This is a genomic window from Streptomyces sp. NBC_00259, from assembly GCF_036181745.1.
Classification (GTDB): domain Bacteria; phylum Actinomycetota; class Actinomycetes; order Streptomycetales; family Streptomycetaceae; genus Streptomyces; species Streptomyces pratisoli.
In genome coordinates this window covers 7,276,843-7,290,659 of sequence record NZ_CP108080.1, presented here as the reverse complement: position 1 = coordinate 7,290,659, position 13,817 = coordinate 7,276,843, and the positions used below count along the sequence as shown (strand labels likewise).

General features: G+C 72.5%; 12 protein-coding genes. 3 read left to right on the top strand and 9 right to left on the bottom strand.

The window, feature by feature from the left end; translation table 11 throughout:
* Positions 1–97: 97 nt before the first annotated feature.
* Positions 98–1,519, bottom strand: coding sequence for a S1 family peptidase (locus OG766_RS32685; protein ID WP_266385310.1), 1,422 nt, complete (start codon positions 1,517–1,519; stop codon positions 98–100).
* 223 nt (positions 1,520–1,742) lie between these two features.
* On the opposite strand from OG766_RS32685, the gene OG766_RS32680 reads away from it, so the two are divergent.
* A complete protein-coding gene (locus OG766_RS32680) occupies positions 1,743–3,854 on the top strand; it encodes an ABC transporter ATP-binding protein (protein WP_423247213.1) in 2,112 nt (703 codons plus the stop codon).
* A 53-nt stretch (positions 3,855–3,907) separates the two neighbouring features.
* Here the strand turns inward: OG766_RS32680 and OG766_RS32675 are convergent, their stop codons facing one another.
* The gene (locus OG766_RS32675) at positions 3,908–4,840 is read right to left on the bottom strand and encodes an NADP-dependent oxidoreductase (RefSeq protein WP_266388650.1); all 933 of its coding nucleotides are present in this window, start codon (positions 4,838–4,840) and stop codon (positions 3,908–3,910) included.
* 108 nt (positions 4,841–4,948) lie between these two features.
* On the opposite strand from OG766_RS32675, the gene OG766_RS32670 reads away from it, so the two are divergent.
* Positions 4,949–5,911 (top strand): GlxA family transcriptional regulator, encoded by a 963-nt coding sequence (locus OG766_RS32670; RefSeq protein ID WP_266385314.1) that lies wholly within the window; start codon positions 4,949–4,951, stop codon positions 5,909–5,911.
* Positions 5,912–5,993: 82 nt separating this feature from the next.
* On the opposite strand, the gene OG766_RS32665 is transcribed toward OG766_RS32670, so the two are convergent.
* Positions 5,994–6,947: a LysR family transcriptional regulator gene (locus OG766_RS32665; RefSeq protein WP_328726978.1), complete on the bottom strand. Its 954-nt coding sequence runs from the start codon at positions 6,945–6,947 to the stop codon at positions 5,994–5,996.
* A 146-nt stretch (positions 6,948–7,093) separates the two neighbouring features.
* On the opposite strand from OG766_RS32665, the gene OG766_RS32660 reads away from it, so the two are divergent.
* The gene (locus tag OG766_RS32660) at positions 7,094–7,789 is read left to right on the top strand and encodes a type 1 glutamine amidotransferase domain-containing protein (RefSeq protein ID WP_328726977.1); all 696 of its coding nucleotides are present in this window, start codon (positions 7,094–7,096) and stop codon (positions 7,787–7,789) included.
* 244 nt (positions 7,790–8,033) lie between these two features.
* Here the strand turns inward: OG766_RS32660 and OG766_RS32655 are convergent, their stop codons facing one another.
* From OG766_RS32655 to OG766_RS32630, 6 genes are all read right to left on the bottom strand, one after another.
* Positions 8,034–8,612, bottom strand: a complete 579-nt coding sequence (locus tag OG766_RS32655; protein ID WP_266385322.1) for a PadR family transcriptional regulator — start codon at positions 8,610–8,612, stop codon at positions 8,034–8,036.
* A 141-nt stretch (positions 8,613–8,753) separates the two neighbouring features.
* Positions 8,754–10,127, bottom strand: coding sequence for an MFS transporter (locus tag OG766_RS32650; RefSeq protein ID WP_266385325.1), 1,374 nt, complete (start codon positions 10,125–10,127; stop codon positions 8,754–8,756).
* Positions 10,128–10,322: 195 nt separating this feature from the next.
* Positions 10,323–10,793: an RpiB/LacA/LacB family sugar-phosphate isomerase gene (locus OG766_RS32645; protein WP_328726976.1), complete on the bottom strand. Its 471-nt coding sequence runs from the start codon at positions 10,791–10,793 to the stop codon at positions 10,323–10,325.
* Positions 10,794–10,809: 16 nt separating this feature from the next.
* Positions 10,810–11,760, bottom strand: coding sequence for a ribokinase (locus tag OG766_RS32640; RefSeq protein WP_266385331.1), 951 nt, complete (start codon positions 11,758–11,760; stop codon positions 10,810–10,812).
* A 255-nt stretch (positions 11,761–12,015) separates the two neighbouring features.
* Positions 12,016–13,029 carry a LacI family DNA-binding transcriptional regulator gene (locus OG766_RS32635; RefSeq protein ID WP_328726975.1) on the bottom strand — a complete coding sequence of 338 codons (1,014 nt, stop codon included), beginning with the start codon at positions 13,027–13,029 and terminating at the stop codon, positions 12,016–12,018.
* Between the two features lie 187 nt (positions 13,030–13,216).
* Positions 13,217–13,774 (bottom strand): 3'-5' exonuclease, encoded by a 558-nt coding sequence (locus tag OG766_RS32630; protein ID WP_266385335.1) that lies wholly within the window; start codon positions 13,772–13,774, stop codon positions 13,217–13,219.
* Positions 13,775–13,817 lie beyond the last annotated feature (43 nt).

Here is a 13,817-nt window from a genome sequence, read left to right as displayed (position 1 = left end):
ACCCACAGGTGATGCTCGTCACACCGGACGGGCACGGGCGTCACCGGACGGGCACGGGCGTCATCGGGCGGGGGCGCGGGCGTCGGGTGAGCAGGTGTCAGGCCCAGGTCTGCGAGTAGAACTCGCGGTAGTTCCTGCGGCCCTGGGCCGACTGGATCCAGCGGCTGATGAGCAGCAGGACCAGGCTCGTACCGATGACGGCGAGGCCGGGGGCGACCGCGCCGAGCGGCCCGAGGCCCTCGGCGAGCTCGGTGACGATCCCCGGTCCGCCCGCGCCTCCCGGCGACGCGGCGCCTCCGGGCGTTCCTCCCGCTCCCGCTCCGGTTCCCGTTTCCGCGCCCGGTGGGGGCGCCTGGGCGGCGGGAGCCGACGGGCCTCCCGGCTCCGGGCCCGCGCCGTCGGCGTCCCCGCCGGCGGCGGCCTGTCCGGCCAGGCTCACACCGAGCGCCGACATCGCGCTGGTCACCGGCTGGAAGTAGGTGATGCCTCCGGTGGTGCAGTCCCCGTTACCGCCCGAGGTGACTCCGAGCGCCAGCCCCTGCGCGAACAACGGGCCCCCGCTGTCGCCGGGTTCCGCGCAGACCGTGGTCTCGATCAGTCCGGTGACCGTGCCCTCGGGGTAGTTGACCGTCGCGTTCAGCGCGGTGACCCGCCCGGTGCGCAGTCCCGTGGTGCTGCCGCTGCGGAAGACCTGCTGGCCGACGTCGGGGTCGGCCGCTCCGGTGATCCGTACGCCTCGTCCGTCGCCGATCGCCACGATGCCCGCGTCGCCGGCCGGTTCGGGGGCCCGGCCGTCCGCGTACTTCACGAGGGAGAAGTCATCGCCGGGAAAGCTGGCGGCGACGGTGGTGCCGACCGTGGTGTCCCGGCCGCGGTCCTCGAACCAGGTGGTGCCGACGCCACCGCAGTGCCCGGCCGTGAGGATGAACGAGCCGCGGCCGTCGGTGACGTTGAAGCCGGCGGAGCAGCGGCTGTTGCCTCCGAACAAGGGGGCGGCGCCGTTGAGCCGGGTCGTGAAGGCCCCCTCGGTCCTTTCCATGCGGACGAAGCCGCCGATGCCCTCGGCGACGGAGGACAGGCGTGTCCAGTCGGCGGCCGAGACGGTGGTGTCGGCGTGCACCACGACCTCGTTGGACGCGTAGTCCATCGACCACGCGGTGCCGCTCACCCGGGGTGCCTCGCGCAGGGTCTCGGTGGCCGAGCGGAGCCGGTCCATGCTGTGGCGTACGACCTTGGCGTCCGCCCCGGCCCGGCGCACCTCGGCCGCCGCCTCCGTGTCGGTCACGGCGACGACGGGACGGCCGTCGGCCCCCGTCCAGTTGCCCGCGGTACGGGCGCTGCCGAGCCGCTCCACGAGGCTCGCCGTGGCATCGCCGGCCCGCGTGGTGGCGCCGGCGCCCGGCGGCGGCGCCGGTGTTTCGCCCGCCATGGCGTCGGAGACCATCAGCGAGCCGCAGACCAGCCCGCCGACGGCCGCCAGCCGCGCGATCCGCTGAAGGTTCCGTCGTGCGTGCCTCATCCGCGGCCCCAAGGTCGTCCTGACACGGTGTCACCAGCTGTGCGGGACCCGGGAAGCGGCCCGGGTCCGCTCGTCTATACGTGCCGTGGGCCGACGCCGTTCACCGGGAGGCGCATGCGTATGTGCCGGGTGCGCGGGCGTGAACGGGGGACCTGACGCGGGGGCTGGGTATCCATGGGCTCACGGGAGGGGGTCAGGGATGAGGATGTTCCGGCGGGTGAGGATGTCCGAGGCCACGGTCTCGGCGAGTGAGCGGGAGCTGTTCGGCGGGCCGCTGCGCTACGACCTGGGCTGGGCGGAGCATGAGCGCGCCTGGCTGGATCTGACGATGCTGTCCGCGGTGCGCGCGATGCCACGGCTGGTCGGCGGCACACTGCGCAGGGCCTGGCGGGCCGACCGGCCGGCGCTGGTCGCGGTCGCGGTGAGCGAGGTGGGTCAGGGCGTCGCCGCGGCGGTGGGGCTGCTCGCGGTGAACGCGGTGATGTACGCACTGCTGGGCGGCGGCACACCGGTCGAACGGCTGCACGCCGCGCTGCCCGCGCTGATCATCGCGGGTGTGGTCGCGGTCGTCAACGCGGGGCTGGCCTGCTGGTCCACGTCACAGGCCGGCCGGCTGGAGCCGCTGGTGGAGCGGCTGGCCACGACCGAGTACCTGGCGGCGGCAGCGGCGGTGGAACTGGAGGCCATCGAGGACCCAGAGTTCCGCCGCCTCATCGATGTCGCCCAGTACGGTGCCGCCTCCGCGCGCCGCATGATCGGTGCCTGTGTGGCCGCGATGAACGGCACCATCTCGCTGGTCGCGGCCGGCGGGGTGCTGACGGTGCTTCACCCGGCGCTGCTGCCGATGCTGTTGCTGATCGCGGCCCCGCGCGGCTGGGGCGCCATGCGGGTGGCCCAGGAGCGCTATGTCTCGGTGATGGCGTGGGTCGAGCACCTACGGGCCGGCCGGCTGCTCGGCAGCCTGCTCACCTCGCGGACCGCGGCGCAGGAAGTCCGCATCCACACCGTGGGCCGGTTCCTGCTGGACCGCTACCGGGACATGGCCGAGAGCGCCGAGGAGGAGCAGAAGCGGCTGGCCACGAACAAGGCTCTGACCGAGCTGGTGGCGGCCGGGATGTCCGGGCTCGCGATGGTGTGCACGTACGGGGTGATGGTCTGGCTGATCGTGGCCGGGCACATGGAGCTGGCGGTGGCCGGCACGGCCGTGATCGCGGTGCGCTCGGGGTCGGCGAACCTCGGCGCGCTGGTCATGAACGTCAACCAGCTCCATGAGGAGGCCCTGTACGTCCACGACCACGACCGTTTCCTGGAGGAGGCGGGCAGGTACGCCATTCCGGAGGGCGGGCTCGACGTGCCCGACCGGGTCGGCGAGATCCGCATGGACGCTGTCACGTACCGCTATCCCGACCGTGACACCGCCGCCCTGGACGGGGTGTCGCTGACGATCCCCATGGGATCCGTGACGGCCGTGGTCGGCGAGAACGGATCGGGCAAGAGCACCCTGATCAAGGTCCTCGCCGGACTGCTGCTGCCCAAGAGCGGCACCGTCCACTGGGCCGGCGTCGACATGGCCGGCCTCGACCGCGCCCAGCTGTTCGACCGGGTCGCCCTGCTGACCCAGGACTTCGAGCGCTGGCCGATGACCGCCGCGATGAACATCCGCATCGGGCGCCCCTACCGGGACGCGTCCGAGGAGCAGTTGGAGGAGGAGTTGGAGGAGTCGGTGCGGTACGCGGGCGCGTCCTCGGTCGTCGGCCGGCTGCCGCACGGCCTGGCGACGCTACTGGCCCGCATGTTCCGCGGGGCGTCGGAGATCTCGGGCGGCGAGTGGCAGAAGATCGGCCTCGCCCGTACCCACTTCCGTACCCACCACTGCCGGGCGGACAGCATCCTGATCGTCGACGAGCCGACCTCCGCGCTCGATCCCGAGGCGGAGATCGCCGCCTTCGAGCGGATCCGGAGGCTGGCGGGTCCGCGCCGGGCCATCGTGCTGGTGACGCACCGCATGTCCGGGGTCCGCCATGCCGACACGATCCATGTCCTGCACGAGGGCCGGCTGGTCGAGCACGGTTCCCACGACGAACTGATCGCGGCGGGCGGGCGGTACGCGTCCATGTTCCGCACCCAGGCGGCGCAGTACGCGGCCGAGCCCGAGCGCGACGCACCCGACCGTGACCAACCCGCCCATGACGCACGCGACCGCGAACGCGACCAACCTGATCGTGACGAACACGACCGCGACGAACCCGGCCGCGACCAACCCGACCGTGACGCGCCGGACGCCGCCTGCGGGGCGACCGTCCCGGCGTCCGTCACCCCGGCTCCTGGTGCCTGATCGGGGCGGTCACTGTCACTGCCGCCCTGCTACTCGACCACCTACTCGACCACCTACTCGACCACGAGAACGATCTTGCCCGTGGTCCGGTCCGTCTCGCCCAGGGCGTGCGCCTTGGCGGCTTCCGCGAGGGGGAACGTCGCCTCGATGTGGGCGCGGAGCCGTCCTGCCTCGACGAGTTCGGCGATGGCGCGCATACCGGCGTGGTCGGCCTCGACCAGGAGGGTCTCGACGCGTACTCCGAGGCGGGCCGCCCGCTCCGCCTCGTCCGGGGCGTCCCCGGGCAGCAGAGACACGAGGACGCCACCGGGGCGCAGCACGTCGAGCGAGCGGGCGCGGGTCTCGCCGGACAGCGGGTCCAGCACCATGTCGATGTCCTGTACGGCGTCGGCGAAGTCGGTGGTGCGGTAGTCGATCACCTCGTCCGCGCCGAGCGAGCGCAGGAAGTCGTGCTTGGGCGCGCTGGCGGTGCCGATCACGTACGCGCCCCGGGACTTGGCGATCTGCACGGCGAGATGGCCCACTCCCCCGGCGGCCGCGTGGATGAGGACCCGCTGCCCGGGCCGGACGTCGGCGGTGTCGACGATCGCCTGATGGGCGGTGAGCGCGGCGAGGGGGAGGGCCCCGGCCTGGACGTGGTCGACGGCGTCCGGCTTGTGCGTGAAGGCGCGCGCGGGCCCGGTCACGTACTCGGCGTGCGCGCCGACTCCGTAGGGATACGGGAGCATGCCGAAGACCTCGTCGCCGGGCTTGAAGAGGGTGACGCCGTAGCCGACGGCCTCGACGACGCCGGAGACGTCCCAACCGAGGACGAGGGGAAGACGGTTGAGGAACATGCCGCTCGCGCGGTGCTTCCAGTCGGTGGGGTTGACGCCGGTCGCACGCACGGCGACCAGGATCTGGCTCGGTCCGGGAGCGGGCCTGGGCAGCCGCACTTCCCTGAGCACCTCCGGGGATCCGTGCTCGTCCTGGCTGATGGCGCGCATGGTGACCGGGGTTGTCGTGGTGTTCGTCGTCTCGCTCATGCCTCCAGCGTCGGTCACTCCGCCGTTCTGGACCATGGCACGATTGCCAACTTCCGATAGGATCGTGCCATGGATCGTGTTCATCGTGTCGTCGTGCTGGCTCTCGACGGGGTCTACCCCTTCGAGCTGGGCATCGCGAACCGCGTCTTCGGTTCCGCCGGCGGGCGGTACGAGGTGCGGACCTGCACGGCCGACGAGCGGCGCACCGTGCGGACCAGCTCCGACTTCTCGATCACCGTGGAGCACGGACCGGAGGTCCTGGCCGAGGCGGACACCGTGGTGCTCCCTCCGTTCGACACCTCGTTCATCACGGAGACGCTCCCGCCGGCGGTCGCGGCCGCCCTGGCGTCGTTGCGGCCCGGCACCCGCATCGTGTCCATCTGCACCGGCGCGTTCGTCCTCGCCGCCGCCGGCCTCCTGGACGGACGCCCGGCCACGACCCACTGGGCGCTCGCGGAGATCTTCCACCGCTGGTTCCCTCGGGTGGCGCTCGATGCGGACGTCCTCTTCATCGACGACGGGGACGTGCTGACCTCCGCCGGTGCCGCGTCCGGTGTCGACGTGTGCCTGCACCTCCTGCGCCGGGACCACGGCAGCGAGGTGGCCAACCAGGTGGCACGGATGTGCGTGGTCCCGCCCTGGCGGGACGGCGGGCAGGCCCAGTACATCGAACAGCCGGTGCCCGAGCCGTCCTCGACCAGCACCGCCGCGACACGGCAGTGGGCGCTGGAGAACCTGCACGAGCCGCTCTCCCTGGCGGGCCTCGCCGGTCACGCGCGGATGAGCCTGCGCACCTTCGCCCGCCGCTTCCAGGACGAGGTGGGCATGAGCCCCGGGCGCTGGCTGACCCAGCAGCGCGTCGCCCGGGCCCGGCACCTGCTCGAAGCCAGCGACATGCCCGTGGACGAGATCGCCGGCCGGGTGGGCTTCGCCACCGGTACGTCCCTGCGCCAGCATCTGCACGCAGCCATCGGTGTGTCCCCGCTGACCTACCGGCGCACGTTCCGGGGCGCGGAGCAGGGCGCTCCGTGACGGCCGTGCCAGCCGTGCCAGCCGTGACGGCCGTGACGGCCGTGGCCCGGGACGTCGACGGCGTACGAGGGGCCTCGCGCCCCTACCAGTCGCGGCCGGCCTGGAGCAGCCGGTCACGCACCCGTGCGACGTGCGGGTTGTCGGAGGTCCCCGGGCGCTGAACGAGGTAGCAGGTGTTGATCGGCGGTTCGTCGGGATCGTGGAGGAGGACGAGGCGGCCCGAGGCGAGCTCGTCCGGACAGAGGTAGCGGGGCAGCACGGCGAAGCCGGCGCCCGCCGTGACGGCGGCGAGGACGCCGCGCAGGTCGGGGACGGTGACGGCGGCCCGACAGGCCAGGCGCCTGCCGAAGACGTGCCGCCAGTACCGCCGGGCGATGGGCAGGTCCTCGGCGTAGGTGACCAGCGGCACGGGGTGCAGTGCGGCGGGCCCGTCGGTGGCCATGCGTCCGGCGACCCGCTCCGCCCATGCGGGGGCCGCGACCAGGACGAACTCCTCGTCCATGAGGGGAGCCGCGGCGAGGGTTCGCCCGCGCGGTCTTCTGGTCGCGACGACCAGATCGTGGCGGCCCGCGCGCAGCTCGTCGAGCAGTGCGTCGGTCAGGCCCATGGTGACGCGCAGGCGCACCCCGTCGGCGACGAGGGCCGCAAGGGCCGGCAGCACCCGGACGCAGAGCAGCTCCGCCGGGCCCGCGACATGGACCGGCTCGGCGGGACGCCCGCCCTCGGGGGTGCCGTGCCCGGTGGCGGCGGCGAGCGCGTCGAGAGGCGCGGCGATCCGGGCCGCGAGTTCGTCGGCGACGGACGTCGGGGCGACCCCGCGCGGCAGCCGCTCGAACAGCTCACGTCCCGACTGCCGCTCCAGGGCGCGCATCTGGGTGGTCACGGTGGGTTGTGACAACCTCAGCAGCTGCGCGGCTGCGGTGAAGGACCCGGAGCGGTACACGGCGAGGAAGGTACGCAGCAGATTCAGATCGGCGTGCGGGGCGGGTGCGGCGCCGGGACCCGGCGCGCCGGCGTCGGATTCTTCCTGGCTCACACCGGAACCCTAGCCGTCGCCCGCCCTCGGGACCCATCGGAAAGCCTATGGCCGACATCGGCTTCCTCATTGGATACCTATGGCTGATGCGGTCTACCGTCCTGTCATCACCGACCGCCCCTCCCCTCCCTTCGGAGAAACCACCCATGTCGAAGATCCTCTTCGTGATGACCGGCGCCGACCACTGGACGCTCGCCGACGGCACCGAGCACCCCACCGGATTCTGGGCCGAGGAGGCCGTCGTCCCGTACGAGGCATTCACGGCGGCGGGCCACGAGATCGTCGTCGCCACGCCCGGCGGTGTCGTCCCGACCGTGGACAAGGGCAGCCTCGCCCCCGAGGTCAACGGCGGCCAGGAGGGTGCGGAAAGGACCGCCGCGGCCCTCGACGCGTTCACCGCCCTCCAGCACCCGATCGAGCTGGCGGAGGTGAACCTCGACGACTACGCGGCCGTCCTCTACCCGGGCGGCCACGGCCCCATGGAGGACCTCTCCGCCGACGCCGGCTCCGGCAGGCTGCTGATCGAGGCCCTCGGCTCCGGGAAGCCGCTCGCCGTCGTCTGCCACGCCTCGTCCGCGCTGCTCGCCGCGGCCCATGCCGACGGCTCCAACGCCTTCGCCGGCTACCGGGTCGCCGCGTTCACCAACGCGGAGGAGACCCAGGCCGGCTTCGCCGACAAGGCGAGGTGGCTGCTCCAGGACCGGCTGACCGAGGCCGGCGTGCAGGTCCAGGAGGGCGAGCCGTGGGCCCCGAACGTCGTCGTCGACCGCAACCTGGTCTCCGGCCAGAACCCGGCCTCCTCCACGGCGGTCGCGACCGAGGTCCTCAAGAAGCTGTCCTGACCCCGGGCCCCGGCCACCCCCGGGCCCTCAACACCCGGCACTCGCCGCCGAGTTCCGGGCGCCGGTCCTCGCCGCCGAGTTCCGGGCGCCGGTCCTCAGCGCCCGGTCCTCGACGCCGGATCCCGGGTGCCGGGTGCCGGATCCCGGGTGCCGGATCCCGGGTGCCGGATCCCGGGTGCCGGATCCCGGGTGCCGGATCCCGGGTGCCGGATCCCGGGTCAGTGGCGCCGCCCGGGGCGGCATGTCACGGTCGCGGGCCGCCCCGGGTGAGACCGCTTCGTACCCGCAGGGCGCCGGCCGTCCTCGCGCACCAGGCGGCTGTCTCCTCCTCGAAGCGCAGGCCCCGCAGACACGTCAGATACGGTCCGACGCGTTCCGCGGTGGCCAGGAAGGTCTCCTCGTCGAGGTCGCCGCGCAGCCGTCGCAGGAACCGCTCGAAGATGTCGATCTTGGCGGCGGCCATGGCGCCTCGCTCGTCGAGCTGTTCGAGCACCGGCTCCACGGGTACGTGGTCCACGGCCTGCACCTTGACCATCAGGTCGTCGCGGATGAAGGACGGCTTGACGGAGGCCTCTGCGAACCGCGCCAGTTCGGCCAGCCCCGCTTCGGTGAGGGTGAACAGCCGCTTCGGCGGGCGTGATTCCTGGACGACCCGGCGGCCTTCGACGAGGCCGTCCTTCTCCAGTTTGGTCAGCTCCAGATAGAGCTGCTGGGGCAGTGCGTGCCAGAAGTTCGCCATGCCCAGATCGAACGACCTGGCCAGCTGGTACCCGCTGGACTCCCCGTCGAGCAGGGCCGCCAGCACCGCGTGCCGCAGCGCCATGACACCGCCTCCCGTCCGTCCTTCCGATGCCCTCAGGGTACTCAACGACATGAGTAGTCATGTTGGTGAAGCACCTGATCCGAGCCGGTGACGCGGGCGAAGGCGGAGGGCCGGTCACGCGGACGAAGGCGGCAGCCGCCGTCAGGAACGGTGCGGCGCCGCGTCCTGGCGGGAGCCGTCCTGGGCAGGGATCCCTGTGAGCGTCTCCGCCGGCTGCGGCGCCGCGGCGGCCGCGCGCTGTTCACGGCCCCAGGTCTCGCGGGTCGTCAGCACACCGATCAGCCCTACGGCGGCGACGCCCACGTAGAGCCCGGCCGGCCCCCACCACCCGAAGGAGTCGGTGAGCAGCACGGCGACGAACGGGGCGAAGCCCGCCACCGACGCGGCCGTCTGGTAACCCAGCGACGCCCCCGAGGTCCGGGTACCCGTCTTGAACAGCTCGGCGAACCAGGCGGCCTGAGTACCCGTCAGCGCGGCGTGGATGACGCCGATGGCGATCAGGAAGACCAGCACGATCGGCACCGCCGCACCGGTGTTGGCCAGCACGTACATGGGGATGCCGAAGGCCACGGCGAGCAGACAGCCGACCAGGTACACGGGGCGGCGCCCGACGCGGTCGGTCAGTGCCCCGGACAGGACGGTGGTGCCCACGGCGAGCAGGCTGGCGACGACGACACCGGCCAGCGCGACACCACGGTCGTCGGGGTCACGGTCGGTGATGTACGACAGCAGGTAGGTGGCCGTGAGGTAGTACGCGCAGGACTCGACGACCCTCAGGGCGATGATGCGGAGGATGTTGCGCCAGTCGTCCCGCAACACCGTCAGCAGAGGGTTGCGCACGGTGCCGCCTTCCGCCTTGGCCGCCTCGAACTCGGGCGACTCGTTCAGCTTCATCCGTACGACCAGTCCCACCACGATGAGCAGGGCGCTGGCCAGGAACGGCAGCCGCCAGGCCCAGTCGCCGTCCAAGGATGCGGAGAGCAGAAAGGCGATGTTGGCCAGGGCGATGCCGAGCGGGTTCCCGGCCTGCGGTATCGCCGCGTACAGACCGCGGCGCCTGCGCGGGGCGTGCTCGTACGTCATCATCACGGCGCCGCCCCATTCGGCGCCGAAGGCGAGGCCCTGGACACAGCGGATGGCCACGAGGAGAACCGGTGCGAGGACGCCGGCCTGGGCGTACGTGGGCAGCACACCGATGAGCACGGTGGCGATGCCCATGGTCAGCAGGGCACCCACGAGTACGGGCTTCCGGCCGTGCCGGTCGCCGAGGTATCCGCCGAGCGCGCCGCCGACGGGGCGCATCAGGAAGCCGACGCCGAGCGTGACGAAGGCGAGGAGGGTGCCGACCACCGGGTCGGAGTCGGGGAAGAACGCGTCGCCGAAGTAGAGGGCGGACGCGGTGCCGTACGCGACGAAGTCGTAGTTCTCGACGCAGGTGCCGGCCGCGGAGGCGAGGGCGGTCCTGACGCGTCCCTGTGGGGTGCCTGGTACGGATGGGGTGTTGAGCGCGCTCATTCCGGGGTCTCCTTCGATCGCGGTGTGCGCGGGGACGAATCGGCGAAGGTGCCGATGCAGGTGGAGCAGTCGGGGATCTGGGAGTTGAGGAGTTGGGGAGTTGAGGAGGAGTCGTGGAGCTGGCGGGGTCGGGAAGTCCGGGAGTCGGGAAGTCCGGGACTCGCCGGGCCGGGGAGTCGGGTGTGGGCGCGCGGATCAGGTCCGGTCGGTGAGTTCCCGTGCCGAACGCAGCTCCAGCTCATGGAGCTTGGCGACACGGCGCACGGTGTCGGCATCGTTGTCGAAGGTCGCGCCGAGGAACGCCTCGAGGACCTCGGTCGCCGTTGCCGGACCGACCAGCCAGGCGCCGATGGCGATCGCGTTGGCGTCGTCGTGCTCGACGGCCTGGTGCGCCGAGTACACGTCGTGGCCGAGGCCGCACCGGATGCCCGCGATCTTGTTCGCGGCCATCAGTGCGCCGGCCCCCGTGCCGCACACGAGCACGGCCCGGTCGGCTTCGCCCCTGCGTACCTCGTCGCAGGTCGCGAAGGTGATGTCGGGGAAGTCGACGGGTGTGTCACCGTCCACGCCCCGGTCGAGCACCTCGTGGCCGAGGCGCAGGAGTACCTCGCGGACATGTTCCTTGAGCCCGATGCCGGCATGGTCGTTGCCCAGTGCGATGCGCATGGTCGTTCCTTTCGGTTCAGTCCTTGGCGGTCGGCAGGGAGGCGCGGGCCCGCAGGACTTCGCGCCGTGCGGGGATGGAGGCCATCGCACCGCTGCGGGTGACGGCGAGGGCGGCCGCCGCGGCGGCCCGGTTCAGCGCCGTGGAGAGGTCGTCCGCTCCCTCGGCGAGTGCCGCCGCCAGATATCCCGTGAAGGTGTCCCCCGCCGCGGTGGTGTCGACGGGCACGACCGGGAGGGCGGGGACGTGCAGTGCGGGACGGCGTCCCCCGGCGGGGGCGGCGTAGGCTCCGTCGGCCCCCATCGTGCAGACGACCAGGGCGTCCAGGGCCCGTGCCAGGGCGATGACCCGTTCCTCGGGCGTGGTGTGCCCGGTGAGGCCGAGCAGCCGGGCGACCGCGTGTGCCTCGGGGTCGTTGACGACCAGGACGTCCAGGTCGCCCGGGGTGAGAGCGCGCGAATCCGTGGGCGCGGGCGCCGCGTTGAGCACGACGGTGGCGCCCCGGGCGCGGGCGGTCCTGGCCGCGTGGGCGACCACCGTGGGCGGGATCTCCAGTTGGAGGAGGACGATGTCGCCGGGTTCCACGGCGGCGAGACCGGCCGCGGCGTCCGCCTCGGTGAGGCTCGCGTTGGCGCCGGGGGTGACGATGATGCGGTTGTCTCCCCCGGGTTCGAGGAGCACGACGGCGAGTCCCGTGTGCGCCCCGGCGGTGGTCCGCACGGACGCGGTGCACACGCCCGCCCCGTCCAGCGCGTCCCGGACCAGCCGGCCGTGCGCATCGTCACCGGTCGCGCCGACCATGGCGGTTCGGGCTCCGCCACGGGCCGCCGCCACGGCCTGGTTGCCGCCCTTGCCGCCGGCGGTGATCCGCATCCCGGACCCGAGCACGGTCTCGCCGGCTCCCGGGAAGGCCGTCACCTCCAGCAGTTGGTCGGCGTTGAGACTTCCTACGACGTGCACTGACGGCATGGCGCCTTTCCGTTTCGGGCGTGGGCTTCGCTGACGTGGGGCAGCACGAAGCAATCCGTGAAGAAGTTCGCGAACATTCCGTGATGAAGTTCGCGGGGCGTCCGCGGAAGACTTCGCGGAGAAGATCGCGGAGCGTCCGCGGAAGACATCGCGGACCAGTTCGCGGAGGTCCGCGTAGGGGTTCCCAGAGGAACTCGGCGTCCGCGCAAGGACGGTGGAGCGCCGTCCGCCGCTTCGCGGGACGGGCCCCGGGTGTCAGTCGGCGGCCGGGCGCCCGGTCGAGGACTCGCGTACGACGAGCCTCATCGGGAGTACCGCCGACTCGACGGGTCTGCCGTCGATGATGTCGAGCACCAGCCGTACCGCTCGAGCACCGAGTTCACGCGCGTCATGGGCCACCACCGTCAGCGGCGGGTCGAGCTCCCCGAACCAGTCGATGTCGTCGAAGGCGACCAGCGCCAGGTCCGCGCCGATACGACGGCCCTGCCGGCGCACCTCTCCCAGCGCACCGACCGCCATCAGGCTGTCCGCGGCCAGCAGCGCGGTCGGCGGTCTTCGGTGGCCGAGGAGCGCGGCGGCGGCCGCGCCGCCGCTGGCGCTGCGGAAGTCTCCTGCCGTGATCAGGTCCGGATCCTCGTCCAGGCCGTGCCGGGCGACGGCGGCGAGGAACGCGTCGTGGCGTGCGCGCCCGGTGGACACGGACGAGGGCCCACCGATGTAGCCGATACGGGTGTGGCCCTCGGCGGCGAGGTGCGCCACGGCCAGCTCGACTCCCTGCGCGTTGTCGGCGGTCACGCTGGGGACGTCGAACCCGTCGACGGTGCGGTCCACGAACACCAGGGGCGTACGGGCCCGTTCGAGGGCGCGCAGGTTGCCGCCGCCCTCGCCCTGCGGGGCGATGACGATGCCGTCGACCCGCTGGGTGAGGAACGCCTCCAGGTAGATGTCCTGTTGTGCGGTGTCCTCGTTGGCGTTGGCGAGCAGGGTCACGTACGAGGCGCCGAGCGCCGCCTGCTCGGCGCCGTGTGCGATGTCGGCGAAGAACGGGTTGCGTACGTCGGAGACGAGCAGGCCCACCGCATGACTGCGGGCGGACCGCAGGGCGCGGGCCCGTGCGTCCGGCCGGTAGCCGAGTTCCGTGACGGCCGCCTGCACCCGCTCGCGAGCGGTGGCGGAGGTGGCGGGGTTGCCGGAGAGCACCCGCGAGGCGGTGCCCACGGACACGCCTGCGTGCTCTGCGACGTCCTTGATCGTCACGGTGCTGTCCACGACGGGCCTTTCGGTGCGGGAGGCGCGCATCCACTGCCTGGCAGTGTCCTACTGACGTGGAATCGATTCCATGGAATCGATTCCACGGGGATCATGGATGCTCTCCGGCCGGACGTCAATACCCTTGGCGACAACCGCTCGCGCCGGTCGGCTTCATGTGCCCGGCGATGTGGGGCCCGCAGGTCCGCTACGCCGGCCAGTCGCCGCGGTCCGCCAGCGACAGCACCAGCGCCGCGATGTTCCAGGCGTCGTCCTCGCCACTGTGGTGGCGCCCCTCCAGCGGAAGGCCGGCGATGCGCAGGGCCTGGGCCATCCCGGGTCGCTTACGGAGGCCGTGGGAGTCGGTGAAGACGGCCTTGGCGTTGGTGTGCCGGCGCCCGAAGGGGTACGCCGTGCCCGTCGCCGCGCACTGCCGGGTGAACTGATGACGGTCGTAGTCGCCCCAACTGGCCCACGGGCGCGCCCCGGCACCGTGCTCGGCGGCCAGGGTCCGGCACGCTTCGGCGAACCCGACGCCGGTGTCCACCTCGGCCCGGCCGAGGCCGGTCAGCTCGGTGCAGAAGGCGCTGACCTCGGACCGCGCGGGCCGTACGAGTATCCGGTGCCTGGCCACCCGCTCACGCGTGTGCAGATCGACCACGGTCAGCCCGATCTCGATGATCTCGCTGACCGCTCCGGGCGGTGGCTGTCCTTCCCAGCAGGTCGCCTCGACATCGACGACATTGAGCAGGTGTGCGGGGTTCATGGGGCCGAGAGTACGGAGAGCGACCGCCGCCGGTCATCCGGAT

Coding starts and splice junctions, on each gene's coding strand:
- OG766_RS32660 (WP_328726977.1), top strand. CDS start 7,094: ATGTCGAAGATCCTCTTCGTGATGACCGGCGCCGACCACTGGACGCTC.
- OG766_RS32655 (WP_266385322.1), bottom strand. CDS start 8,612: ATGGCGCTGCGGCACGCGGTGCTGGCGGCCCTGCTCGACGGGGAGTCC.
- OG766_RS32650 (WP_266385325.1), bottom strand. CDS start 10,127: ATGAGCGCGCTCAACACCCCATCCGTACCAGGCACCCCACAGGGACGC.
- OG766_RS32630 (WP_266385335.1), bottom strand. CDS start 13,774: ATGAACCCCGCACACCTGCTCAATGTCGTCGATGTCGAGGCGACCTGC.
- OG766_RS32675 (WP_266388650.1), bottom strand. CDS start 4,840: ATGCGCGCCATCAGCCAGGACGAGCACGGATCCCCGGAGGTGCTCAGG.
- OG766_RS32640 (WP_266385331.1), bottom strand. CDS start 11,760: ATGCCGTCAGTGCACGTCGTAGGAAGTCTCAACGCCGACCAACTGCTG.
- OG766_RS32685 (WP_266385310.1), bottom strand. CDS start 1,519: ATGAGGCACGCACGACGGAACCTTCAGCGGATCGCGCGGCTGGCGGCC.
- OG766_RS32670 (WP_266385314.1), top strand. CDS start 4,949: ATGGATCGTGTTCATCGTGTCGTCGTGCTGGCTCTCGACGGGGTCTAC.
- OG766_RS32680 (WP_423247213.1), top strand. CDS start 1,743: ATGTCCGAGGCCACGGTCTCGGCGAGTGAGCGGGAGCTGTTCGGCGGG.
- OG766_RS32645 (WP_328726976.1), bottom strand. CDS start 10,793: ATGCGCATCGCACTGGGCAACGACCATGCCGGCATCGGGCTCAAGGAA.